The 23,569-nt window shown below is 72.2% G+C and carries 22 protein-coding genes, 1 other RNA gene and 2 pseudogenes; 11 read left to right on the top strand and 14 right to left on the bottom strand.

Translation table 11 applies throughout. From position 1 onward, the window contains the following. Window positions 1-476 precede the first annotated feature (476 nt). Window positions 477-1,235, top strand: coding sequence for an SDR family oxidoreductase (locus ACWGJ5_RS11175; RefSeq protein WP_453309453.1), 759 nt, complete (start codon window positions 477-479; stop codon window positions 1,233-1,235). Between the two features lie 220 nt (window positions 1,236-1,455). Here the strand turns inward: ACWGJ5_RS11175 and ACWGJ5_RS11170 are convergent, their stop codons facing one another. After that, entirely contained in the window at window positions 1,456-2,694 is a 1,239-nt protein-coding gene (locus tag ACWGJ5_RS11170) for a D-alanyl-D-alanine carboxypeptidase family protein (protein WP_453309452.1), read from the bottom strand. A gap of 200 nt (window positions 2,695-2,894) precedes the next feature. On the opposite strand from ACWGJ5_RS11170, the pseudogene ACWGJ5_RS11165 reads away from it, so the two are divergent. Next, window positions 2,895-4,346: pseudogene (locus tag ACWGJ5_RS11165) on the top strand (ABC transporter permease). A gap of 35 nt (window positions 4,347-4,381) precedes the next feature. Further along, window positions 4,382-5,080 (top strand): ABC transporter ATP-binding protein, encoded by a 699-nt coding sequence (locus ACWGJ5_RS11160; protein ID WP_453309451.1) that lies wholly within the window; start codon window positions 4,382-4,384, stop codon window positions 5,078-5,080. Window positions 5,081-5,101: 21 nt separating this feature from the next. On the opposite strand, the gene ACWGJ5_RS11155 is transcribed toward ACWGJ5_RS11160, so the two are convergent. Both ACWGJ5_RS11155 and ACWGJ5_RS11150 read right to left on the bottom strand, forming a co-directional pair. Beyond that, a complete protein-coding gene (locus ACWGJ5_RS11155; RefSeq protein ID WP_453309450.1) occupies window positions 5,102-6,079 on the bottom strand; it encodes an aldo/keto reductase in 978 nt (325 codons plus the stop codon). A 53-nt stretch (window positions 6,080-6,132) separates the two neighbouring features. Next, a complete protein-coding gene (locus ACWGJ5_RS11150; RefSeq protein WP_453309449.1) occupies window positions 6,133-6,459 on the bottom strand; it encodes a nuclear transport factor 2 family protein in 327 nt (108 codons plus the stop codon). Between the two features lie 131 nt (window positions 6,460-6,590). Between ACWGJ5_RS11150 and ACWGJ5_RS11145 the strand changes: the two genes are divergently transcribed. Together ACWGJ5_RS11145 and ACWGJ5_RS11140 are read left to right on the top strand one after the other, a co-directional pair. Continuing rightward, window positions 6,591-7,136, top strand: coding sequence for a DoxX family protein (locus ACWGJ5_RS11145; protein WP_453309448.1), 546 nt, complete (start codon window positions 6,591-6,593; stop codon window positions 7,134-7,136). Between the two features lie 62 nt (window positions 7,137-7,198). After that, window positions 7,199-7,597, top strand: coding sequence for a MazG-like family protein (locus tag ACWGJ5_RS11140; protein WP_453309447.1), 399 nt, complete (start codon window positions 7,199-7,201; stop codon window positions 7,595-7,597). A gap of 719 nt (window positions 7,598-8,316) precedes the next feature. Here ACWGJ5_RS11140 and ACWGJ5_RS11135 read toward each other — a convergent pair. The 6 genes and pseudogenes from ACWGJ5_RS11135 to ACWGJ5_RS11110 all read right to left on the bottom strand — a co-directional run bounded on the left by ACWGJ5_RS11135 (window position 8,317) and on the right by ACWGJ5_RS11110 (window position 12,558). Continuing rightward, window positions 8,317-8,796 (bottom strand): hypothetical protein, encoded by a 480-nt coding sequence (locus ACWGJ5_RS11135; RefSeq protein WP_453309446.1) that lies wholly within the window; start codon window positions 8,794-8,796, stop codon window positions 8,317-8,319. 44 nt (window positions 8,797-8,840) lie between these two features. Next, window positions 8,841-9,140 (bottom strand): hypothetical protein, encoded by a 300-nt coding sequence (locus ACWGJ5_RS11130; RefSeq protein WP_453309445.1) that lies wholly within the window; start codon window positions 9,138-9,140, stop codon window positions 8,841-8,843. A 333-nt stretch (window positions 9,141-9,473) separates the two neighbouring features. Continuing rightward, window positions 9,474-9,876: RNase P RNA component class A (rnpB, locus tag ACWGJ5_RS11125), an RNA gene on the bottom strand. Window positions 9,877-9,994: 118 nt separating this feature from the next. Then, a pseudogene (locus tag ACWGJ5_RS11120) lies at window positions 9,995-10,711 on the bottom strand (DMT family transporter); the annotation flags it as partial. 85 nt (window positions 10,712-10,796) lie between these two features. Then, window positions 10,797-11,618, bottom strand: coding sequence for an AraC family transcriptional regulator (locus ACWGJ5_RS11115; protein ID WP_453309444.1), 822 nt, complete (start codon window positions 11,616-11,618; stop codon window positions 10,797-10,799). Between the two features lie 319 nt (window positions 11,619-11,937). After that, window positions 11,938-12,558 (bottom strand): TetR/AcrR family transcriptional regulator, encoded by a 621-nt coding sequence (locus ACWGJ5_RS11110; protein ID WP_453309443.1) that lies wholly within the window; start codon window positions 12,556-12,558, stop codon window positions 11,938-11,940. A gap of 49 nt (window positions 12,559-12,607) precedes the next feature. Between ACWGJ5_RS11110 and ACWGJ5_RS11105 the strand changes: the two genes are divergently transcribed. Together ACWGJ5_RS11105 and ACWGJ5_RS11100 are read left to right on the top strand one after the other, a co-directional pair. Next, on the top strand, window positions 12,608-14,188 hold the full coding sequence (locus ACWGJ5_RS11105) for an FAD-dependent monooxygenase (protein WP_453309442.1): 1,581 nt from the start codon (window positions 12,608-12,610) through the stop codon (window positions 14,186-14,188). A 43-nt stretch (window positions 14,189-14,231) separates the two neighbouring features. After that, entirely contained in the window at window positions 14,232-14,717 is a 486-nt protein-coding gene (locus tag ACWGJ5_RS11100) for a hypothetical protein (RefSeq protein ID WP_453309441.1), read from the top strand. A 48-nt stretch (window positions 14,718-14,765) separates the two neighbouring features. Here ACWGJ5_RS11100 and ACWGJ5_RS11095 read toward each other — a convergent pair whose 3' ends face one another. Next, window positions 14,766-16,199, bottom strand: a complete 1,434-nt coding sequence (locus tag ACWGJ5_RS11095) for an RNB domain-containing ribonuclease (RefSeq protein WP_453309440.1) — start codon at window positions 16,197-16,199, stop codon at window positions 14,766-14,768. A gap of 74 nt (window positions 16,200-16,273) precedes the next feature. On the opposite strand from ACWGJ5_RS11095, the gene yaaA reads away from it, so the two are divergent. Together yaaA and eda are read left to right on the top strand one after the other, a co-directional pair. Beyond that, the gene (gene yaaA / locus ACWGJ5_RS11090; protein ID WP_453309555.1) at window positions 16,274-17,065 is read left to right on the top strand and encodes a peroxide stress protein YaaA; all 792 of its coding nucleotides are present in this window, start codon (window positions 16,274-16,276) and stop codon (window positions 17,063-17,065) included. A 72-nt stretch (window positions 17,066-17,137) separates the two neighbouring features. After that, window positions 17,138-17,809 carry a bifunctional 4-hydroxy-2-oxoglutarate aldolase/2-dehydro-3-deoxy-phosphogluconate aldolase gene (gene eda / locus ACWGJ5_RS11085; protein ID WP_453309439.1) on the top strand — a complete coding sequence of 224 codons (672 nt, stop codon included), beginning with the start codon at window positions 17,138-17,140 and terminating at the stop codon, window positions 17,807-17,809. Here the strand turns inward: eda and ACWGJ5_RS11080 are convergent. The 3 genes from ACWGJ5_RS11080 to ACWGJ5_RS11070 are packed head-to-tail and all read right to left on the bottom strand — an operon-like array spanning window position 17,781 to window position 20,652. Further along, the gene (locus ACWGJ5_RS11080) at window positions 17,781-19,034 is read right to left on the bottom strand and encodes a bifunctional RNase H/acid phosphatase (protein WP_453309438.1); all 1,254 of its coding nucleotides are present in this window, start codon (window positions 19,032-19,034) and stop codon (window positions 17,781-17,783) included. The genes eda and ACWGJ5_RS11080 overlap by 29 nt on opposite strands. A gap of 22 nt (window positions 19,035-19,056) precedes the next feature. After that, a complete protein-coding gene (locus ACWGJ5_RS11075) occupies window positions 19,057-19,800 on the bottom strand; it encodes a zinc ribbon domain-containing protein (RefSeq protein ID WP_453309554.1) in 744 nt (247 codons plus the stop codon). A 15-nt stretch (window positions 19,801-19,815) separates the two neighbouring features. Next, window positions 19,816-20,652: a Nif3-like dinuclear metal center hexameric protein gene (locus ACWGJ5_RS11070; RefSeq protein WP_453309437.1), complete on the bottom strand. Its 837-nt coding sequence runs from the start codon at window positions 20,650-20,652 to the stop codon at window positions 19,816-19,818. Between the two features lie 189 nt (window positions 20,653-20,841). On the opposite strand from ACWGJ5_RS11070, the gene ACWGJ5_RS11065 reads away from it, so the two are divergent. Together ACWGJ5_RS11065 and ACWGJ5_RS11060 are read left to right on the top strand one after the other, a co-directional pair. After that, window positions 20,842-22,272 (top strand): hypothetical protein, encoded by a 1,431-nt coding sequence (locus ACWGJ5_RS11065; RefSeq protein WP_453309436.1) that lies wholly within the window; start codon window positions 20,842-20,844, stop codon window positions 22,270-22,272. Between the two features lie 96 nt (window positions 22,273-22,368). Then, window positions 22,369-22,527, top strand: a complete 159-nt coding sequence (locus ACWGJ5_RS11060; RefSeq protein WP_453309435.1) for a hypothetical protein — start codon at window positions 22,369-22,371, stop codon at window positions 22,525-22,527. An 84-nt stretch (window positions 22,528-22,611) separates the two neighbouring features. Here ACWGJ5_RS11060 and ACWGJ5_RS11055 read toward each other — a convergent pair whose 3' ends face one another. Continuing rightward, on the bottom strand, window positions 22,612-23,565 hold the full coding sequence (locus ACWGJ5_RS11055) for a 3-oxoacyl-ACP reductase (protein WP_453309434.1): 954 nt from the start codon (window positions 23,563-23,565) through the stop codon (window positions 22,612-22,614). Between the last annotated feature and the right edge of the window lie 4 nt (window positions 23,566-23,569).

Genomic DNA, 23,569 nt, shown 5'->3' with positions numbered 1-23,569 from the left:
TGTCCCCTCCCTTTGGTGAAACGGCCGCCTTGGTGAAACGGCCGCCTGCCGAAAACGACCGGCACCCATGCTCTCAGCTCGTACACACTGCCGGGGCACACATGACCGATGGGTGGGGCGAGGGTGGAGCAGAACGTGCGCCGGGGGATTCTCGCGACGGGCGGGATCGCGGCGGTGGCCTCGCGGCGGCCGGAGTCGGCGGAGGCGTGCGCCATCGGGGTCCCCCCGGCGTGAGCACAGCCGAGCCTGGGGGGCGGGGCGGCGCGGGCGTGCGGCGACGGGGAGTCGTCGGCGACGGACCCGGACATCGATGTCGTGCACGTCGCCGCCCACCCGGCCGACGGGCCGTCGCGCGGTGGCCGTCGTCCGCGGCGGTGGGCACCCGGCCGCCGTCGTGAGGTGGCCGCCATTCCCCGGTAACCGCATGACGGACACGGTATTCCGCATGGCGGACTTGCCGCCTACGCTGCGGTGCCATGACTGACAGGGAATCGAAGATCGCGGTGGTGACCGGTGCCGGGTCCGGCATCGGGCGGGCCGTCGCCGTGGAGCTGCTGCGGGCCGGCTGGTCGGTGGCGCTGGCCGGCCGGCGCACCGAGACGCTGGCGGAGACCGCGGCGCTGGTGCCGGAGGGCGCCCCCCTCGCGGTACGCACCGACGTGTCCCGGCCCGAGGACGTGGACGCGCTGTTCACGGCCACGGTGGACCGGTTCGGGCGGGTGGACCTGCTGTTCAACAACGCGGGGACCTTCGGGCCCGGCGGGGTGCCGGTCGAGGAGCTGTCGTACGACGCCTGGCGGCACGTGGTGGACACCAACCTCAACGGGGCGTTCCTGTGCGCCCAGGCGGCGTACCGGCGGATGAAGGAGCAGGATCCGCAGGGCGGCCGGATCATCAACAACGGGTCCATTTCCGCCCATACACCCCGTCCGCTCTCCGTCGCCTACACGGCGACCAAGCACGCGCTGACCGGCCTCACCAAGTCCCTGTCGCTGGACGGACGGCCGTACCGCATCGCCGTCGGGCAGATCGACATCGGCAACGCGGCGACCGACATGACGGCCCGGATGCAGACCGGCGCGCTGCAGGCGAACGGCGAGATGGTCCCGGAGCCGGTGATGGACGTGGCCGACGTGGCGCGGACCGTGCGGCACATGGCCGAGCTGCCGCTGGAGGCGAACGTGCAGTTCACGACGGTGCTGGCGACGGCGATGCCGTACATCGGGCGGGGCTGAACCCACCACCGCAAACGGAATTCGAACATCCGCGGTATTGCGGCATGTCGAGCCTATATGCTCAACTTTCCTTCACGAGAGCTTCACAGTTGGAGCACGTGGATTCCGCAGCCATCGCCAAGGGGGGATGCGACGGCCGTTCCACCGGGCCGGAGTTGGGGGTGGACCTCGCGACGGGACGCGAGGTGCACGCCGGTCGGTGGAACGGCCGTCGCACTGTTCAGCGCCGGTGCCGGCCCCCGGGCTCCGGGTCGCCCACGGCCCCGTCGGACCTCTCGGCCCCCTTGGACCTCTCGGCCTCCTCGGACACTTGGGCCGCCGAGACCGCCCTGCGCCGCCGCTTGACCACCATCGCCCCGGCCGCCGCCAGCAGCAGCGCCGTACCGGCCGCGCCCTCCACCAGCCGTCCGGCGGACGGGCCGCCGGAGCCCGAGGAGGGCGCGCCGGCCGCCGCCTGTGCCGCGTTCCGCACGGGCGCCGCACTCGCCTTCGCCCCGCCCTCGCTGAGCGGATCGACCAGCGCGCCCACGGCCCGCGCCGAACGCCCGCGCCCGAAGCCCCAGTCGAGCAGCGCGGCGGTCTGCTCGTAGACGGCGTTGCTGCCCTCGGCGGGATGCATGACCGTCACCAGCAGGGTGCGGCCGCCCCGGGTGGCCGCACCGGTGAAGGTGTTGCCGGCGTGGCTGGTGTAACCGTTCTTGACGCCGATCAGGCCGTCGTACGTCCTCAGTCCCCACGCCCCGGTCAGCAGGCGGTCGGTGTTCTGGATCTGGAAGGTCTTCTTGCCGCCCGCCGGGAAGTCCGCGGTCCGCGTGCCGCAGTAGCCGCGGAAGTCGGCGTCCTTCAGACCGTGACGGGCGAACAGCGTGAGGTCGTACGCCGAGGAGATCTGGCCCGGGTGGTCGAAGCCGTCGGGGCTGACCACATGGGTGTCCAGGGCCTGCAGGTCCTCCGCCCTGGCCTGCATCTCGGCGACCGTCCTGGCGATGCCGCCGTTCATGTGGGCGAGCACGTGCACGGCGTCGTTGCCGGAGCGCAGGAACACGCCCTGCCACAACTGCTCGACGCTGTAGGTGATGCCGGGCTTGATGCCGACCAGGCTGGAGCCGGCCGGGACGTCGGCCAGGTCGGAGTCCTGCACCGTGTACCGCTCGGTGCGGTCGAACTTCTTCAGCACGGTGTCCGCGAACAGCATCTTCAGCGTGGACGCGGGCGGGAGCCGCCGGTGCGCGTTGAACGCGGCGAGAACCTCGCCGCTCGCGCAGTCGGCGATCAACCAGGAGAGGGCGGAGAGCTTCTCGGGCAGTCCGGAGGCTCCGCGTACCTGGACGCCCGTACGGGCCAGTTGCTCGCCGCCGATCACGGTCGCGGCGGAGGCCGGGGTGGTCGCGGACAGGGGAAGGGCGGCGGCCGTCAGTCCGAGGACGGCACGTCGGCTGAGCCGGGAACATTCGCGCACTCGGGGACGGTACACCGCGCCCAGCAGCGGATTCGGCAGCGCGGGCCCGTCACGGCCGTGGAATTTGCCACGTTATGAAAATCCGATGAGTCACCCGGTTTTCTCAGCCCTTGCACACCCCTCGCCCAGGGTGGCTCAAAGGTTCCTCCCTAACTTGTGGCCGCGCCCACGGCGGGCGCCAAGGACCTTCGAGGAACGGGATGTTTGGCATCTGTCTCAAGCGCGAGCTGAGCCGCCGCAGGAAGGCCGCTCTGGTCATCGCGATGGGTCTGGCGCTCGGTATCGCGCTGGTCATCACCGTCAACTCGGTGTCGGCCGGCATGACGCAGGCGCAGGACAAGGTCCTGAAATCGCTCTACGGCCTCGGCACCGACATGACCGTCACCAAGGCCCGGTCGGCGCCCACGGCGGGCAGCTCGCAGGGGCCGCGATTCCAGTTCGACGCGAAGTCGAGCAGCAAGACCAGCCAGAGCTCGGACCGGGTGATGACGCAGGGTGGCCAGGCCCTGAAGTCCTCGCTGGTCCAGCGGGTCGCCGCGCAGCAGGGCGTGGCCTCGGCGGTCGGGGCCCTGTCCCTGAACGTGACCAAGGTCGACGGCTCCTTCACCCAGGGCAAGGCCCAGTCGTCCGGCAGCGGCGGGCAGCAGGGCGGGCCCGGTGGAAGCGGCGGTGGCCGGCCGCAGGTGCAGGGCGGCGACGCCGGCTTCAACGTCAACAGCTACTCCGTCGCCGGTGTCGACGTCACGAACCAGGCCCTCGGCCCGCCGGCCACGATGGAGATCACCTCCGGGAAGACCTTCACCTCGGCGCAGACGGACGCGAAGGTCGCGGTGGTCGCCAAGTCGTACGCCTAGGAGAAGAAGTACAAGGTCGGCTCGACCTTCAAGATCTCCGGCACCACCTACACCGTCACCGGCATCGCGACGCCCGACAGCGGCGAGTCCACCACCGACGTCTATCTGCCGCTGAAGCAGGCCCAGTCGCTCGGCGACGCCAAGAACGAGGTCACCACGATCTACGTCAAGGCGGCCGACTCGAAGCAGATCGCGGCGGTGAAGAAGCGCATCCAGGCGAACATCTCCGGTACGACGGTCACCACCTCCTCCGACCTCGCCGCCACGGTCTCCGGCTCCCTGTCCACCGCCTCCGACCTCGCCACCAGCGTCGGCAAGTGGCTGTCCGTCGCCGTGCTCGCCGCCGCGTTCCTGGTGGCCGCGCTGCTCACCTCCGCCGCCGTCTCCCGGCGGGTGCGCGAGTTCGGCACGCTGAAGGCGCTCGGCCGGCCGAGCCGCAGGGTGACCCGGCAGGTGGTCGGCGAGTCCGTCGTCAACGGCCTGATCGGCGGCGGCCTCGGCATCGCCCTCGGTCTCGCGGCCGCCTACACCGTCACGGCGGTCAGCCCGAAGCTCACCGCGCAGCTCGGCGGCACGGGCGGCGGGACGGGCGGCGGCCCGGCCGGCGGTCCCGGCGGCGGTCCCGGGCAGCAGTCGGCGAAGAACACCCTGGAGATCGCGCTCTCCGCGCCCGTCTCCCCGACGACCATCGCGCTCGCCGTCGGCCTGGCGGTGGCCGGCGGCCTGATCGCCGGCGCCATGGGCGGCTGGCGCGCCTCCCGGATGCGCCCGGCCGACGCCCTGCGCAGCGTCGCGTAACTCCCCACCCCTGCCTTCCTCACCTTGGAGCACCCATGTACAGACTCACCGGCGTCACCAAGCGCTACACGCGGGGCAAGGAGACGGTGGACGCGCTGCACGGCATCGACCTCACCATCGCCGACGGCGACCAAATCGTCATCCAGGGCCCGACGGGCGGCGGCAAGTCCACCCTGCTGCAGATGATCGGCGGCCTGGACCGCCCGTCCTCCGGCAGCGTGGAACTGGACGGCGTCGACCTGGCGACCATCGGCGAGGCCCGGCTGACCCGGCTGCGCGCCGAGAGGATCGGCATCATCTTCCAGTCCTTCAACCTGATTCCGACGCTCACCGCCCAGGAGAACGTCGAGACGGCCCTGGTCCCGCTCGGCGTCAAGCCCGCCGAGCGCCGCGAACGGGCGGCGGAGGCCCTGCGCTCGGTCGGCCTCGGCGAACGCCTGACCCACGTCCCCTCGGAGATGTCCGGCGGGCAGCAGCAGCGGGTCGCGATCGCCCGCGCGCTGGTGAAGGACCCCAAGGTGCTGCTGGCCGACGAACCCACCGGCAACCTCGACGAGGGCACCCGCGACGACATCATGGCCCTGCTGGAGGGCCTGTGGCGGGAGCACGGCCTGACCTTCGTCCTGGTCACCCACGACTCCTCCATCGCCCGCCGCGCCCCGCGCCTGGCCACCATCGAGGCCGGGCAGCTCACCCTGACCGAGCAGCGGCAGTACAGCGGCTACGGCTACTGAAGCCGGCCGCGGCGGAGTCGCTCACCTGCCAAGGACCCGGTCGATCTCGGCCAGTTGCCCGGCGGTGAGCGGCCCCTTCTCGATGGCCCCCGCGTTCTGCTCGGCCTGCGCGACCGACCGGAAGCCGGGGATGGGCACGGTGCGCGGACTGCGGGCCCAGATCCAGGCCAGGGCACCTTGGGCGACGGTACGGCCGCCGCTGGTGAGGACGTCCCGCAGGGCGTCGACACGAGCCACCCAGCCGTCGTCGGCCCCGTCGCCGTCGTACCCCTGCATCCAGGCCGGCGGCCGACTCCGGATGTCCCCCGCCTCCAGCGGCCCGCTCCGCCGCCCGGCCAGCAGCCCCATGGCCAGCGGACTGCGGTTGATGCTCGCAAGCCCCATCCGCTCGCACAGCTCGAGGAGTTGCGGCGCGTCCTGCAGGACGTTGAGGGCATGCTGTACGGCCGTGCAGTGCGGTCCCTCGGCGAAGACGGCGGCGCGGTCGGGGTCGTCGGTGCTCCACGCGTAGGCGCGGATCAGCCTTTCCCCGACCAACTCCTCGCACAGGTCCCGCAGTTCGGCGCCGCGCGCCGGGTCGGCGTCGGACAGGTGGAACTGGTACAGATCGATGTGGTCGGTACCGAGGCGGCGCAGGGAGGCGGTGAGGGCGCGCCGGGCGTACTCCGGGGTGTCGTCGCCGCCGGTGAGGGTGCGGGTGTCCGGATCGAAGACGTTGCCCCACTTGGTGGCGAGCACGACATCGGCGCGCCGCTTGCCGAGGGCGCGGCCGAGGACGGTCTCGCTGTGTCCGGTGCCGTAGACGTCGGCGGTGTCGAAGAAGGTGACACCGAGGTCGAGCGCACGGCGGACCGCCCGCACGGACTCCTCGTCGTCCACCTTCCCCCACCCGAGCGGCTGCCCGTCGGCGGACTGCCACTCCCCGCCGACGGCCCAGCAGCCGAAGCCGAGCGGGCTGACTTCGATCCCACTGCGTCCCAGAGTTCGCTTCGTCGTCATGCCCAGGGACGCTAGGAGTTGAAGCACACACGAAGGCAAGCCCCAGGAGCTTGTTACGCCTGCCCGGTCTCGAACCGTGAGATCCGCCCGTCGTCCTCGACGATGAAGGTCCACTTGGTGCGCATCTCGCCCCAGGCGTCGTTGCGGTAGCGGGCGATCAGGGCCCGGCCGCCGGAGGACTCGTTGTCGACCTCCATGTGGCCGTTGGAGGAGAAGATCTCCCGGTCGATCCACTCGGCGAGGTCACGGTCGGAGCCGTCGTCGGCCATGGTGGCGCCGGGGGCGAGCAGCGACATGAAGCCCTCCCTGTCGTGGGAGTTGACGGCGTTGACGAAGGCCCGGACGGCGGGATCGCTGAGTTTGGCTGGCTGAATCGTCATGGCGCAAGGCTCACACCACTGCCCCGGACCCGCCACCCGAACGCCACCCACAGCGGGCCCGCTGGTGTGAAACCTGCGACGGTGGACACACGAGCTTCTCCGCCTCTCCGCCTCTCCGCTTGGGAGTCACCGTGAGCTGTTTCGACCGACGTGACCTGGGCCTGCTGCTGCTCCGGTTGGGGACCGGCGGGGTGCTGGCCGCGCACGGCGCGCAGAAGCTGTTCGGCTGGTTCGGCGGGCACGGCCTGGAGGGCACGGGCCAGTTCATGGAGTCCGTCGGCTACGCGCCCGGGAAGGCGAGCGCCACCGCGGCAGGTTTGGCGGAGGCCGGCGGCGGCACCCTCCTCGCCCTGGGCCTCGCGACCCCGGCGGCGGGCGCGGCGGCAGCCGGCGCGATGGCCGGGGCGGCGACGGTCCACATGCCCAACGGCTTCTTCGCCCAGGAGGGCGGCTACGAGTACGCGGCGAGCCTCGGCCTCGCGGCAACGGGCCTCGCGGTGACGGGCCCCGGCCGCCTCTCCCTCGACCACGCCCTCGGCCATGTTTTCGACCGGGGCTGGATGGTGCCGGTGGCCCTGGGCGTCACGGCGGCGGCGACGGCACTGGTGATCGGGGCGCGGAACCAGCGGCTGCGGACGAAGGCGGAGGGGGAGCAGGAGGTGTTGTTCGAGGAGTAGCAGGTCGCCGGCAGCCGATAGCCGGTACGGCGTGGTGCCGGAGCCATGGGAAGCTGCCCGGCATGACCGATCAGGACACCGCCGGCACCGCCGCCCCGGCCCTCTGGCCGACCGTCGACGAACTCTGGTCCCGCCTGGAGGCCACCCGCAGGCACGCAGGTCAGGAGGGTCTGCTCCTGCGCATTCTCAAGCTGTCGGAAGAGGTCGGCGAAGTCGCGGAGGCGGTGATCGGGGCCACCGGCCAGAACCCCCGCAAGGGCGTCACCCACACGTGGGAGGACGTCCAGGCGGAACTGTGCGACGTGGCGATCACCGCGCTGGTGGCGCTTCGGACGCTGACGCCTCGGGCGCGGGAGGTGTTCGAGGGGCATCTGGAGGGGGTACGGGAGCGACCGCTGAAACCGCCGGCAAGCCCGGAAGGCCGGCAGACGCCCGAACCCCGGGCACCACGCAGACCCTAGCCGCACACCCCGAGCCCCTTCCGGAAGGTGCGGCACGTCAGTCGGCTTCTGTCTTGATCACTCGCCACGACTCTGACCGCGACGGGAGCCCTTGCCCTCGCCGCACCCGCCGGCGCGCATGCCACAGCGATCGGCGCAACTCCCGTACGCATCCTTCGAGTACGGCGTTGGCGGCATGGCCATGAAGATGCCGACGGGATACATGTTCACGCACATCATCCGTGGCAGCGGGCTACGCCGACACCGACAACCGGACCTAGCGCACGTCCCGGGGGAGGACGCACACCAAGTGCGAGATCGGCCCGATGCGGAACCAGCCCGGGAAGCGCGGCGGCGGCGAGCCGGGGGCGCCGCGTTCCTCGTGGGGCTCGTCGTCACGCTCGGCGCGGGGGCTAGGTTGTCGAGCTGCGAAGCCAACGGCGGCGCGCCCGATGCCATCGAGCGGAGTTCAGTCTCCAGGATGCCGGACACCGAGGACAGCCACGCGACATCCAAACGGCGGCAATCGGTAAGCACCGTAACGGTCGTTCCAGATCGAGCCCCACTCGATCCGCGATCCGTGAGTGGTCAACTCGACCACTTTTCTATTCGGTCGGCATCTCGCAGGCATTGCTCGTCGCACGGTTTGCCGCATGACGGTGACGCCTGGCTTCGCTCGTTCACGACCATCTCTCTCCTTGCTCGTCAGCATAGTCCTGCCGGCCTTCGCCCCATGCCACCTAATCGGTGCAGTGGAACTTCTTGGTTTCGCGAGGGACGAAGTCGTTGACGAAACGTTGGAGTTTCTTGTAGCCGGTGGGGGTGTTCTCGACGCGGTCGCCGAAGAAATAGACCGCGAAGGACATGTATGCCGTCCGAGAGGTGCAAGTGGCCTGAACCACGGCGTGGTCGCTTCCGATCACCGCATGTCCCGGGAAGGACACGGCCCGCTCGACGGCGTACTTGTACGGTGCTCCCACGGCCTTCCAGTCCACCGGGTCCGGGGCCCGGTCCTGCCGCATGATGTCGACGTACAGCACCCGGTGACCGTCGGCACTCAGGGTGCAGCCGGCACCCGGCTGAGCCTCCAAGGCGGTGTACGTCTGCTTCACCGACCCGTCGTGCGGGATGAGTGGTGACAAGGCCGCCTTCGACACAGAGACCTTGCAGAAGTCTGCGGGGACGGTGGCGTGGGTGCTGCAGCCCGCCGCCGCTGCCATGACGGCACCGCACAACAAGGCCGCCGCCATACGCCTCGGTGTCGTCACTGAGCTCCCGCCAGGCCGCGGGCCTGTGCATTGCCGTTATTGGCCGATGTGTTGATCTGGTCGTACATGCCCTGTCCGTGCGAGTAGTCGGTGTGGGTGTCGGCCCAGCGGGAGTTGGTCTCGTACCACTGGTTGGCAATGGCGTTGAGCTGGTTCTGGCGATGGTGGAAGGTCGCCTGGCTGTCGCTGGTCAGCTTGTCCGCCTGATGCTGCTGTTCGTCCATGATCCAGGCAGTGGTGATCACATCGGCTCCACGCTGCAAGGCATCGCCGTAGACGGGGACGAAGTTCAGCATCCCACCGGAGAGGTGGTAGCTCCATGCCTTGTCCCACGTGTAGTCGTGCTGGTTACCCTTGAGCGCGAGGTACCTGCGGGCTCATTGTCGTCGAAGCGCACGGCTACGGCCGTATTGCGAGCGCTCGCAGCGCTTGAGGGAGGGCGCCGGTTTCAGAGTGATGCGACGACCGGCGCGGCGTGCAGAGCCCTGAGGCGAAAACCCCGTGGCCACCGCCAGCCAGCGTGCACAACCACGCGGGAACTCCCAGGAAACCGCAGGTACAGGCGGGAACCCCGACTGCACGCACTGGGGCTCTGACCAGGAAGTATCCCCTGGTCAAAGCCCCGATGGCAGACGAGTCGGGCTGTACGCCGGGTTCTGTTCCCCGGTGCCCTCGCGGGCGTCGGGGCGACGGCCATCCATCTAGGGCCGGTGTTGCCACCGGTCTCGTGCGGTCTACCCGCGGACTCGGGCGGGCAGCCCTCGAGCGTCCGCGCAGAAACACCGGAGTGTTTCCTTTTGACCTTGCTCCGGGTGGGGTTTACCTAGCTGCCCAGGTCACCCTGGGCACTGGTGGTCTCTTACACCACCGTTTCACCCTTACCAGGGGCCTGAGCCCCGGGCGGTTTGCTTTCTGTGGCACTGTCCCGCGGGTCACCCCGGGTGGCCGTTAGCCACCACCCTGCCCTGTGGAGCCCGGACGTTCCTCGGGAAGCCCCCTAGGGGGACTCCACGCGGCCGTCCGCCCGGCTCGTCTGCCGTGTCGACCATGGTACCGGGCGCCGGGAGCGGCGCGGACCCGCAGCCGCCGTCGCCAGGACCGAGCCGGTCAGGATCAGCGCGAAGGCCACCAGGATCGTGGGAGTCAGCGGCTCGTTCAGGAAGATCGCGCCCGCCGCCACCGCCACCGCCGGGTTGACGTACGTGATCACCGTCGCCCGCGTCGGCCCCGCCTCCTTGATCAGCTCCAGGAACGCCACGAAGGCCACCGCCGTGCAGAGCACGCCCAGGCCGGCCAGGGCCATCAGGGCGGAGGAGGACGGGATGGAGGACGGGAGCGTCGCTGTCGCCAGCGGGGCGTAGACCAGCGCGGCCAGGGTCAGGCAGGCCGAGGTCAGGTGGAGTGACGGGACGTCCTTCATGCGGCGCGCTGCTATCAAGGGAGCGGTCGCGTAGCCCACGACCGTCACCAGGACCTCCGCGAGGGAGCGGCCGTCGCCGCCGGTCAGGTGGGGCAGGGTCAGGACGGTCACGCCGGCCAGGCCCAGGGCGAGGCCGGGCAGCCGGCGGGCTCCCAGGTGTTCCGTGTCGCCCAGGAGACGGGCCGCGATCAGGCCCACGATCGGTACCCCCGCGATCAGCAGGCCCGACGTCGAGCTGGACAGGTGCCGTTCGGCGTCCGTGAGGGTGAACCAGGGGATCATGATCTCCAGGCACGCGAAGGCCAGCATGGGGCGCCAGTGGGTGCGTACGGTCGTGAGCAGGCCGCCTTGCCGTACGGCGAAGGGGAGCAGGAGGGCCGCGCCGAGTGCGCAGCGCGTGAACACCAGCACCGGCGGGGACACCTCGGCCACCGCCACCTTGATCATGAGATAGGGGATGCCCCAGATCACTCCCATGAGGGAGAACAGGAACCAGCCACGTGCAGTCATACCGTGAGTTTCGGCCGGCGCCTCACCGGGCGTCTTGAACGCTGTTGCGGTACGCCGCCGGCGTCACCCCGAGCACCCTGCGGAACCAGCGGGTCAGGTGGGCCTGGTCGGCGAAGCCCACCAGGCCTGCCACCTCGGCCGGGCGCAGGCCCGCCTCCAGCAGTCCTCGCGCCCTGCTCACCCGGTACTGGGCGAGCCAGGCGTACGGGGGTATGCCCATGGTCGTGCGGAAGGCGCGGAGGAGCTGGTAGCGGGACAGGCCCAGCTCGGCCGCGAGGTCGGCCAGCGGTGGGGGCGCCGTGAGGTCGTCGGCGAGGCGGTCACGGACCGTCAGGGCGATCGCGCCCGCGCCGGGGATCTCGTCGCAGGTGGCTCTGGCCGTGGAGTGGCGGCGGGCCAGGGCGGTCAGCAGCCAGGGCAGGACGGACTCGGCCTGCAGCGGGTCCGGGCAGGCGGCGAGTTCCGCGTGGGCGCGGCGCAGGGCCCTGGCCAGCTCGGGGTCGTCCACGAGGGGTTCGCGGAAGTGCGGGAGGCCGCCGAGGGTGCCGTCGGCCAGGAGGGACGGCTCGGCGTACAGGGCGCGGTAGGCGTAGCCGTCGGTGGCGTTGCCGGGGCCGCCGGTGTGCATCTCGCCCGGGTCGAGGACGACGATCGTGCCGGGGCCGGTGCGGATGTGGCCGCCCCGGTAGTCGATCACCTCGCTGCCGCCGACGCAGACGCCGATCGTGTACTCGTCATGGGCGTGCGGGGCGTAGGTGTGCCGGCGGAAGTTCGCCGTCAGCAGGTCCAGCGGAGGCCCGCCGTGGCCCAGCCGGGCGCGCGTCCACAGTGCTTGTTCCGCCATCCCCCATCACCCCTTCCGGCCAAGAGTGCAACGCCTTCGGGCCCCGCTTCCATGCCGCGTCCGGGCCGGTGTCCGCGGGACACCGGCCGTGGATCTCCAGGATGACCATGCCGTGGGCGAAGGCCCAGGTGGCGCGGGCCGTGTCGATGTCCCCACCAACGCCGCGGTGACGGCATCGCCGCGCGGTACTCCAGGCCGTCGGGGAGTTCGGCACGGGGCAGGGGCTGTTCGGTGGCGAGACGGTCAAGGCGAGGTGGAGGGCCGGGTGCGCATCGCCCCGGCGACCTCCGGGACGGCCGGGGCCGGGTAACGCCACGCCTCAGGGGACCATGCGCTCCAGGGCCCCGAACGCCGACTCCAGCCGCATCCGGTGATCCCGCGCCACCTCCTCCACCCGGTCCCCGGCCAGCAGTCGGCAGGCGGAGGTGACGTAGACCGTGCGGTACGCCGCCACGGTCAGGGCCGCCAGGAGGTGCGGGTCCGGCACGCCAGTCCCGGCGAGGGCCTCGGACAGTGCCCGCTCCACCTCCTCGACGCCCTCGCGGGCGCGGGCGCGCAGGGCGGGGGAGGCGATCACGGTCCGCCAGAAAGGCAGGAAGGTCTCCCCCACCCCGCTCAACGGGTGCTGCCGGTCGAGGAGTCGGAGCGCGAGCCGGCGCAGGGCGGCCAACGGGGTCTCGTCCGGCGTGCGCTCCCGTACGGCAGTGGCGAACAGCTCGACGGCCTCCGGGATGCGGTCGAGGAAGAGATCTTCCTTGCGCGGGAAGTAGTTGAAGACGGTCATCGCCGAGACGTCGGCGGCCCGGGCCACTTCGGCGACCGTCACCGCGTCGAAGCCCCGCTCCACGAAGAGCCCCGTCGCGATGTCGGAGATCCGCTGCCGTGTGGCGCGTTTCTTGCGCTCCCTCAGCGGAAGCTCCTCGTCCCGTTCCTCGTCCATGCATAAAACTATAGCCACAAAAAACTTTTAGTCACTACAGTGAAGTCTCATGACGACGACGGATCACAGGGACTACGACGTGGTGGTGGCCGGCGCCGGCCCCGTGGGCCTCTTCCTCGGCTGCGAGCTGGGGCTCGGCGGGGCGCGGGTGCTGGTCGTGGAGCGGCTGGCCGAGGTCGACGAGACGATCAAGGCGGGCTCGGTCAACATCCCGAGCGCGGTCGCCTTCCACCGGCGGGGGCTGCTGCCCGAGCTGGCGGCGGTGTGGGAGGCGGCGCGGGAACGGCTGCGCGCCTTCCGGGAGGGCGGCGGGGCCAAGGGCGCCATGAAGACCCCGCCCAAGTTCGCGGGGCACTTCGCCGGGATCACGCTGGACCCCGACCTCTTCGACGACTCCGACCCCGCCTGGGAGGACGTCGGCCCCGCCGCCGGCAGCGGGCTCGGCGTGCCCCAGGCCGAGCTGGAGAAGATCCTGGCCCGGCGGGCCGCGCAGCTCGGGGTGGAGGTGCGCCGGGGCGTGGAGCTGACCGGCTTCGACGCCGACCCGGACGGGGTCGCCGTACACACCGGTGACGGGACGGTCCGGGCCGGCTGGCTGGTCGGCTGCGACGGCGGGCGCAGCACCGTCCGCAAGCTCGCCGGGTTCGACTTCCCGGGCACGGACCCGGAGATCACCGGCTATCAGGCGGTCGTGGAGATGTCCGGCGACGAGCGACTGGGCGTGGGCTGGAACACCACCGACGTGGGGACGTACGTCAACGGGCCGTTCCCCGGGCGGATCCTCACCGTGGAGTTCGACGGTCCCCCGGCCGACCGGACCGTCCCCGTCACCGCCGATGAGCTGCAGGCCAGCCTGCGCCGGGTGTCGGGCGTACCCGAGGTCACCGTCCACAAGGTGATCACCTCGACCCGGTTCACCGACAACGCCCGCCAGGTCACCGAGTACCGCCAGGGCCGGGTGCTGCTCGCGGGGGACGCGGCGCACGTGCACTCGCCGTTCGGCGGGCAGGGGCTCAACCTCGGCATCGGGGACGCGATGAACCTGGGGTGGAAGCTGGCCGCCGTCGTACGGGGCACGGCACCCGAGTCCCTGCTGGACACCTACACCGCCGAGCGGCATCCGATCGGCGCCTGGGTGCTCGACTGGACGCGGGCCCAGATCGCGGTGATGCGCCCGGACCGGCACGCCCGCGCCCTGCGCCGGGTGGTCACCGACCTGGCGCTGACCAGCACGGGAACGACCTACCTCGTCACGAAGATCTCCGGCATCTGGCAGCGCTACGACCTGCCCGGCGACCATCCGCTGACCGGCGCCAGCGCCCCCGACCTGGTGCTGGCGGACGGCTCCCGGCTCGGCGACCGTCTGCACGCCGGCCGCGCCCTGCTGCTCGACCTCGCCGACGACCCCGCGCTGCGCGCCCACGCCGAGGGGTACGGCGACCGGCTGGACGTCGTCACGGCCGCGTGCCCGGACCGCCCGGGCCTGAAGGGGCTCTTCGTGCGGCCGGACGGTTTCGTCGCCTGGGCCACCGAGGACGAGGGCGGCAAGGGCCTGCCGGAACCCCTGGAACGCTGGCTCGGCCTGCCCCAAGCCGCCGCTCGACCCTGCCGCGACGTCCGGCCGAGGTGATCCGCCGCGCGCTCACTGTCCTTGTGGGACAAGGGAGATGAGGATGCCGGCAATACCGGGGCGGTTGGCGGGGCACGAGGCGCGGCTCTACGCGAGCCTTGCGTCGTGGCTGTCCCGGCGCGCTCGGGGCACCGCCGGCGGGCGGGCGTTCGGGTACACGCGCGGACAGGGTGCGACGATGGCCGGACTCGCCTTCGTGTGCGTGGTCGAGACGGTCGGCGTGTCCGCGATGCCGCGCGGCATGCCCACCTCCCACGACGTGCTGCTGGTGCTGGACCTCCACACCGTGCTGTTCGTCGTCGGCCTGCACGCGGCCTGCGTGGTCCGCCCCCATGTGCTGACACCGGAGGCGCTGCGGGTGCGGTACGGCGTCCATGTGGACCTGCGCATACCGCTGGACGTGATCAGCGCCGTGCGCCGTGCGCCGTGCGCCGGGACACGCGGAGCATGCACACTCCGGCGGACGAAACGCTCCAACTCGCCGAGTCCGTCACCCACATGTCCCTCCTCGGCCGGACGCGCGAGGTGAGCGTGGTGCGGCTGCACACCGACGACCCCGGCATCCTCGTCAAGGCGCTCATGCCGCAGTGAAGAGGATCTTCGCGCTGCCCGGGTCGGCCCGGACCAGCCGGACCCGCAGGTGTTCGCCCAGCGGCAGCCGGTCGCCCTCGACGCGGCCGATGACCGCCGGGGAGTCCAACTGGACGGTGCCGACGGTCGGCCGGTGCTCGTCGACGTCCACCACACAGCCGGCGAAGACGTCACCGACCCGGTCCCTGAGCAGGGCCGCCTCGACGATGTCCACGCACTCGCGCTCGACGGTGCCGGCGATCCGGGAGCCGTCGGCCATCCGCCGGGGCAGCGCGTCGAGCGTGGCGAGCACCCAGTCGGGCGGGGCCTGGCCGGCGACGGCGGCGAGGCAGAGCTCCGTGGCGTAGCGGTCGGCGAGGCGGCGCAGCGGGGCGGTGCAGTGGGTGTAGGGGGCGGCGACGGCGGCGTGGGTCGTGATCGCGGGGAGCGCGCCGTTCCGGAAGACCGTGTAGCCGGCGCCGCGCAGGAGAGTCGTGCACTCCTGGAGGAAGGCCGCGTGGTGGGCGTCGTGCGGGTCCAGGGTCCGGATCAGCGCGGCGTACGACACATGGTGCGGCCAGTCGATGTGCAGCGCGGTCGCGGTGCGCCGCAGCCGGGCCACGGCTCCGTCCGGGGCGGCCGGCAGGATGCGCAGGATGCCCGTGCCGTACGCGAGCATCAGGTCGGCGGCGGCCATGCCGGTGAGCAGGGACAGCTGGGCGTTCCAGGCCTCGGCGGGCAGCGGGGCCCGGTAACCGAGGACGTAGGTGTGGTCCTGCTCGGTGATCTCCTGCTCGGGCACGTTCAGGGAGATGCCGCCGCGCTCGGTCTCCTGCCGTTCCCGGGCCTCGCCGATCTCCTTGAGGAGCGCGACCGGCTCCTCGGCGGCCTGGGCGTCGATCTCCTTCTGCACGCGCGCGTAGCCGAGTTTGGCGCGGCTGCGGACCAGGGCCCGGCGCACGTCGACGGCGATGGTCCGGCCCTCCGCGTCCAGGTCGATCGTCCACAGCACGGCCGGGCGGACCTGGTCCGGCAGCAGGCTCGCCGCGCCGTCGCTGAGCACGGTGGGGTGCAGCGGGATCCTCCCGTCGGGGAAGTACAGGGTGTTCACCCGCCGGTGCGCCTCCGCGTCCAGCGCCCCGCCGGGTACGACGAAGGCGGCGACGTCGGCGATGGCGTACCGGACCCGGTAGCCGGTGCCCTGCCGCGAGAGGTGCGTCGCCTGGTCGAGGTCGGGGGAGCCGGGAAGGCCGAGGGTGAAGAAGGGGATGTCCGTGGCGTCGTACGACGGCAGGGCGGGCGCTTTCGCCGCGCGCTCGGCCTCGGCCCGGACCTCGGGCGGGAAGTCCTGCGGCAGCCCGAGCTCGGCACGCAGCGCGGCGAGGGCGGCCCGCAGCGGCGCCTCGGGGGCGCCGGTCACGCGGATCTTGCGGCGGGGCATACAGCGAGCGTAGGTCGGGGCCGCGGGGGCGGCACGCCGTACGCTGTCGCGGAGGTCTACGTAAGGAGTACGTGTTGCTGGTCCTGCTGCCGCCCTCGGAAGGCAAGGCGAGCTCGGGCGAGGGCGCCCCGCTGAACCTGGAGTCGCTGTCCCTGCGGGGGCTGACCGCCGCGCGGGAGGCCGTGCTCACCGAGCTGGTCGAGCTGTGCACGGGGGACCCCGACCAGAACGAGAAGGCGCGCGAGGTGCTCGGGCTGAGCGAGGGGCTGCGCGGCGAGGTCGCGAAGAACACCGGGCTGCGAACGGCCGGCGCCCGCCCCGCCGGGGAGATCTACACCGGTGTCCTCTACGACGCCCTCGGCCTGGCCACCCTGGGCGCGGCGGCACAAAAGCGCGCGGCCGACTCGCTGCTGGTCTTCTCCGGGCTGTGGGGCGCGGTGCGGGTGACGGACCCGATCCCCTCCTACCGCTGCTCGATGGGCGTGAAGCTGCCGGGGCTCGGCGCGCTGGCAGGGCACTGGCGGGCACCGATGGCCGAGGTACTGCCGGAGACGGCCGGGGACGGCCTGGTGCTGGATCTGCGCTCCTCGGCGTACGCGGCGGCCTGGAAACCGAAGGGCGAGCTCGCGGGGCGCACGGCGACCGTACGGGTGCTGCACGCGCCCACCCGGAAGGTGGTCAGCCACTTCAACAAGGCGACCAAGGGCCGGATGGTACGGAGCCTGCTGACGGCCGGTGCCGCGCCCGGGAACCCCGCCGAGCTGGTGGAGTTGCTGCGGGAGCTCGGGTACGTCGTCGAGGCGGAGGCGCCGGGCAGGGCGGGCAGGGCGTGGTCGCTGGACGTTCTGGTGGAGGAGATTCACTGACCGGACTTTCGGGGCATTGCAGTATGCGCAACGGTCGTTGCGTGTGCTGCAGCCGCTGGGCACGATGAGGGCATGACCTCACCGCTGCCCTCCTCTTCGGCTGCCTCCGTGCTGGATCTCGCGCCCGTCGTGCCCGTCGTGGTCGTCTCCGACGCCGCCGACGCCGTACCGCTGGCGCGGGCGCTGGTGGCGGGCGGGCTGCCGGCGATCGAGGTGACGCTCAGGACGCCGGGGGCGCTGGACGCGATCCGGGCGATCGCCGCGGAGGTGCCCGAGGCCGTCGTCGGCGCGGGCACGGTGATCACGCCGGAGCAGGTCGGCGCGTGCGTGGCGGCAGGGGCGCGGTTCCTGGTCAGCCCGGGGTGGACGGACGCGCTGCTGGCGGCGATGCGCGGGTCCGGGGTGCCGTTCCTGCCCGGGGTGTCGACCGCCTCGGAGGTGGTGGCGCTGCTGGAGCGCGGGGTGCGGGAGATGAAGTTCTTCCCCGCGCAGGCGGCGGGCGGTACGGCCTATCTGAAGTCGCTGGCCGGCCCCTTGCCGCAGGCCCGCTTCTGCCCGACCGGCGGGATCGGGCCGGTGACCGCGCCGGAGTATCTGGCCCTGCCCAACGTCGGCTGCGTGGGCGGCAGTTGGATGATCCCGGCGGAGGCGGTGGCCGCCGGGGACTGGGCGCGGATCGAGGAGCTGGCGCGGGGCGCGGCGGGGCTCGCCGGGCTCAGGGACGCAGGTGGGACGTGTCGTTGAACAGCCGTACGCTCGCGTTGCCGTCCGCGTAGTAGGCCACCGCCGACAGGGAGGCCGCCGACAGTTCCATGCGGAACAGGGACTCGGGCGGGGCGCCGAGGGCGAGGCGGACGAAGGTCTTGATCGGGGTCACATGGCTGACCAGCAGGACCGTGCGGCCCGCGTGGGCGGCGACCAGCTTGTCACGCGTGGCGGCGATCCGGGTGGCCGTCTCGGCGAAGCTCTCGCCGCCGCCGGTGGGGTGGGCCTCCGGGTCGGCGAGCCAGGCGTTCAGGTCGTCGGGGTGGTGCTCGCGGACCTCGCCGAAGGTGAGGCCCTCCCAGGCGCCGAAGTCCGTTTCGCGCAGGCCCTCTTCGATCGTCACGTCCAGGCCGAGGCGGGTGGCGACGATGGCCGCGGTCTCGCGGGTGCGGGTGAGGGGGGAGGCGATGACGGCCTGGATGGTGCCGCGCCTGGCGAGTGCCTCGGCCGTGCGGTGGGCCTGTTCACGGCCGGCGGCGGAGAGGGAGGGGTTGGTGCCGCCGCTGCCGGAGAAGCGTTTCTGGGGGGTGAGGGGGGTTTCGCCGTGCCGGAGGAGCACGAAGGTGGCGGGGGCGCCGAGGTCAGGTGCGCTGCTCCAACCCGGTGTGGAGACGTGCTGCTCGTCGGGGGCAGTGGGGCGCTGCTCGCTGAGAGGTGCCTCCCCCACGCTCGGCTTCGCTCGCGCGGGGGCACCCCCATCGCCCGCCCGTGCCGCCCCAGCGGCACGACTGCCCGAAGCTGCGGCGGCCGAGGCGTCCAGCGCTGCCGTGGACTGGGACGGTGACCACTGTTCTCCCCTCACCCCCGCGTCCATCGCCTCGTTCGCCAAGCGGTCCGCGTGTTTGTTCTGCTCGCGGGGGATCCACTCGTACGTGACCTGCTCCGGAGGGAAGATCGACCTCGCCTCCGCCGCCAAGGGCTTCATGTCGGGGTGCTTGATCTTCCAGCGGCCCGACATCTGCTCGATGACCAGCTTGGAGTCCATGCGGACGTGGACCCGGGCCGACGGGTCGAGGGTGCGGGAGGCGCGGAGGCCGGCCACCAGGCCACGGTATTCGGCCACGTTGTTCGTGGCGACGCCGAGGTATTCCGCCACCTCGGTCAGGTCCTCGCCCGTGGCCGCGTCACGCACCACCGTGCCGTAGCCCGCGGGCCCCGGATTGCCCCGCGACCCGCCGTCCGCCTCGACGATGAACTCCCGCACCTCTGAAGCCCCTTACCGACTCTTACAGACCCGACTCGGCCGTACGCACCAGGATGCGGCGGCAGTTCTCGCAGCGCGCCACCGTGTCCGGAGCCGCCGCGCGGATCTCGTTCAGCTCGGTGATCGCCAGCTCCTGGCGGCAGCCCTGGCAGGTGCGGGCGTACAGCTTGGCCGCGCCGATGCCGCCCTGCTGCCCGCGCAGCTTGTCGTAGAGCTTGAGCAGGTCGGCGGGGATGCCGGCCGCGATGACCTCGCGCTCCTTCGTCACCGTCGCCACCTCGCCGTCGATCCCCTCGAACGCGGCGTCCCGGCGACCGCTCGCGTCGTCGATCTTCGACTGCACCGACGCGACGCGCTCGGTCAGTTCGCTCACCCGCTCCTGCGCGGCCTCGCGGCGCTCCATGACCTCCAGCACCACGTCCTCCAGGTCGCCCTGGCGCTTGGCGAGGGAGACGATCTCGTGCTGGAGGTTGGACAGGTCCTTGGGCGAGGTGACCGCGCCGGAGTCCAGGCGCTGCTGGTCCCGGACGGCGCGCTGGCGCACCTGGTCCACGTCCTGCTCGGCCTTGGTCTGCTCGCGTGCGGTGTCGCTCTCCTCGGTCTGCGCGGCGACGAGCAGGTCCCGCAGCTGGGTGAGGTCCTTGTTCAGCGAGTCGATCTCGGCGTGCTCGGGCAGCGACTTCCGCTTGTGCGCGAGCTGCTGCAGGCGGACGTCGAGGTCCTGGACGTCGAGGAGTCGGATCTGGTCGGCGGGCGCGGCGTTCAGTTGGGGGCTCCCGAATCAGCTAGAGGTGCTGGACGCCGCGTGGGCGGTCCAGGGGTCGGTGACCGTCTTGGAGACGTGGACGCGCAGGTCCCAGCCGTGGCGGTCGGAGATCTCGTCGAGCTGGCTCGCGGCCAGCTCGCACCAGGGCCACTCGGTGGCCCAGTGCGCCGCGTCGAGCAGCGCGAGCGAAGTGTGGGCGACGGCTTCGGACGCCGGGTGGTGGCGCAGGTCGGCGGTGAGGAAGGCGTCGGCACCGGCCGCGCGGACCTGGTCGAAGAGGCTGTCGCCGGAGCCGCCGCTGACGGCGATCGTACGGACGAGCCGCTCGGGGTCGCCGGCCACCCTGATGCCCTGCGCGGTGGCGGGCAGCCGCTCGGCGGCGCGCGCGGCCAGCTCACGGACGGTGAGCGGATGGTCGAGTTCGCAGACGCGGCCGAGGCCGCGGCGGCCCTCCGGATCGGTGGGGTCCGGGACCAGGGGGCGTACGACCCTCAGGTCCAGCGCGCCCGCGAGCGCGTCCGAGACACCCGGGTCCGCCGTGTCGGCGTTGGTGTGGGCCACGTGCAGCGCGATGTCGTTCTTGATCAGCGTGTGCACGGCACGGCCCTTGAAGTGGGTGGCCGCGACGGTGGTCGTCCCGCGCAGATAGAGCGGGTGGTGGGTGACCAGCAGGTCGGCGCCGAGCTTCACCGCCTCGTCGACGATCTCCTGCACGGGGTCGACGGCGAACAGGACCCGGGTGACCTCCTGGTCGGGGTCGCCCACGACCGTGCCGACCGCGTCCCAGGACTCGGCCCACTCGGCGGGCCACAGGTTCTCCAGCGCGGCGATGACTTCAGACAGACGGGGCACGAAGGCAAGGCTACCTGGCTGGTCCGGGCGGCCGTACCGCATCCGTCCGGTCTGGCCCCGCTCAGCACAAAGGCCCCGCTTTCCTCAGGTGAATCGCTTCTGCACCACACGTACGTGTGAAGCCGGAGCCGCCCCGTCCCCCGCCTGTGCGTACGAAAACTAGCGTTCGTCGCCGGAGGTGACCGAACGATGACGGCCTGTGCGATCGAACCCCCCTCCACGGGCGGGCACGACGGTGCGCCGGGAACGGCGTTCGCCGTGACGGCGGACGGCGCGTACGCGGCCCGGCTCGCCCCGGCCGGGGACTGCTGGTTCCCGGAGCGCTGGACCCTGGACGGCCCGGAGCCGTACGCGGTGCCGTTGCCCGGCAACCAGCCGGAGGAGCCCGGCACCGAGGTGCAGCCCCTGTCCGACGGCCGGGTGCTGATCCACCGGCTGGTCGAGCACCGGCACGCATTCTCGCTGCTGTACCCGACCGGCCCCGGCACCGGTGAGCTGCCACTGGGCGCGGTGGAGTGTCCCGAGCCCGGAACCCGGCTCACGCTGCTGCCGCCCGCTCCGGGAGGCGTACGGGCGTACGCCCTCGCCGTCGGGCCGCGGTCGAGTGCGGTGTGGCTGGTGGCGGGCGGGGCGTTCGGGCCCGAGCGGCTCGCCGAGGTGCCGGGGCGCTGTTCGGGCGGGGTCTGGCTGGACCGTGCCGGGCGGATGCTGGCGCTGGACCGGGAGCCCGCCGACGGGCCGGTCAAGACGGTCGTGGTGGACCTGGAGCGCGCGGAGGTCACGCCGCTGCTGCAGATCGCGGCCGGGAGCGACGACCGGCTGCTGCTCGCCGACCCCGACAGCGGGCTGCTGCTCATCTCCTCCGACGCACCCTCGCCGGGGCGGGAACGGCTGGGCTGGGGCGTGCTCGGCAGCACGCTGCCGGTGCGCTTCCCGGAGTGCCTCAGGGTGCCGGACTGCGCGGTGCGGCCGTTCGCGATCCAGCCGGGGCAGGTGCTGATGCCGGAGAACTGCGCGGTGGCGCTGCGCGTCGACGGGCCGTTCGGCAACAGCTGGGTCGGCATCTGGCGGCCGGCGGGGCGGGAGGTGACCCATCTCCCGGCGCCCGGGGGCTGGCTGGCCGGGGCCGGGCTGTGGACACGGGACGGGGTGCTGCGGCTGCCGTACGCCACGGAGGAGACTCCGTGCGGCGTGGCGGAGCTGACGGTACCCAGGGGGGAGACGGCCGCGGGGAGCGGTACTGCCGCGGCCATGGGGGGTTCGGGGGGATCCGGGGGCACGGGTCCGGAGGGTCCGGTCCGGGACGGCACGGCTTCCGGGGCGCTCGGGGCGTCCCCGGAGCCGACGGAACCGGATCCTCCGGCACCTGCGGAACCGGGCGCTCAGGAGCCTGCGGAACCGGGCACTCCTGGGCCCACGGCATGGGGCACTCCGGAACCCACGGCCCCCGGCACTCAGGAACCCGCGGCATGCGGCACTCCGGAACCCACGGCATGCGGCACTCCGGAACCCACGGAACCAGGTACTCCGGAGCCTGCGGAACCGGGCGTTCCGGGGCCGGTGATGGCGCGTCCTGTGCCCTTGCAGCAGGCGCCTCTGGGACGTCTTGTAACGAACTAGTGCCGGTTGGCGTGTGCGCCTGGATTCGGCCCGTGGTGCGCCGGTTACACTCGCCCGGCTGTACGAAAGATCATGTTGACGGGGTGAATACTTCCGATGAGCGACACCAGCACGACGAACCAGCTGTCTGCCGACTCTCTGGAGGCTGCCGGCCACGGCCGGCACCGGGGCCGGATCGCGGCCCAGGAGAGCGAGTCGGCTCCGCACGGCCGGCACCGCAAGCCGGCCGAGGAGACCGCGGAGGCGGCTGCCTGACGGTGGGAACGAACAGAGGGGGCGTCCGAAGGGCGCCCCCTCTTCGCCTTTCCTGGCCCGGTGCCACCCGGTGCCCACCCGTTGTCACCCGCGTTTGAGCCCGAGCACCTCCGCCGCCGCGAAGGTCTCCCCCGGCGGCCGGTCCGCGTAGTGCGGGGTGAGCAGCGCGTCGAGCTCGTCGTAGCTGAACGTCTCCTGCCTGCTGTCGAACCTCGCCCGCACCCGCGGCCGTTCGACGATCGCGACCATGCCGCCGTGCACGACGAGCAGCTGGCCGTTGACCTGAGCGGCGGCGGGTGCGGCCAGGTAGCCGACGAGCGGGGCGACATGCTCGGGCGCCAGCGGGTCCAGGCCCTCGGCGGGCTGCTCGAACCCGGCGAAGACGTCCTCGGTCATCCGGGTCCGGGCGCGCGGGCAGATGGCGTTGGCCGTGACGCCGTACCTGGCGAGGGCGAGGGCGGTGGAGGTGGTCAGGCCGACGATTCCGCCTTTCGCGGCCGCGTAGTTGGGCTGGCCGGCGGAGCCGGCGAGGAACGCTTCCGAGGAGGTGTTGACGATCCGCCCGTAGACCTTCTCTCCCCCGGCCGCCTTGGACCGCTCCCGCCAGTGCCGGGCGGCGAAGTGGGTGGTGTTGAAGTGGCCCTTGAGGTGGACGCGGATCACCGAGTCCCACTCGTCCTCGGTCATGGAGAAGACCATGCGGTCGCGCAGGATGCCCGCGTTGTTGACGAGGACGTCGAGCCTGCCGAACTCGGCGATCGCCAGCTCCACCAGTTCCTCGGCCTGTTGGAAGTCGGCGACGTCTCCGGTGTGGGCGACCGCCCGGCCGCCCTGTGCGCGGATCTCGGCGGCGACCTGTTCGGCCGGTCCCGCCGAGGCCTCGCCCGAGCCGTCCCGGCCGGGCTGCCCGTAGTCGTTGACGACGACGGCCGCGCCGAGCCGCGCGAGTTCCAGGGCCTCGGCGCGGCCGAGCCCGCGTCCGGCGCCGGTGACGACGGCGGACAGCCCCTTCAATGGCCCCTCGGATGGCAGTGCCATGCCG

This window comes from Streptomyces sp. NPDC054783 (assembly GCF_053611725.1).
The sequence above is the reverse complement of the archived record's forward strand: the minus strand, read 5'-3'. Positions and strand labels throughout refer to the sequence as shown.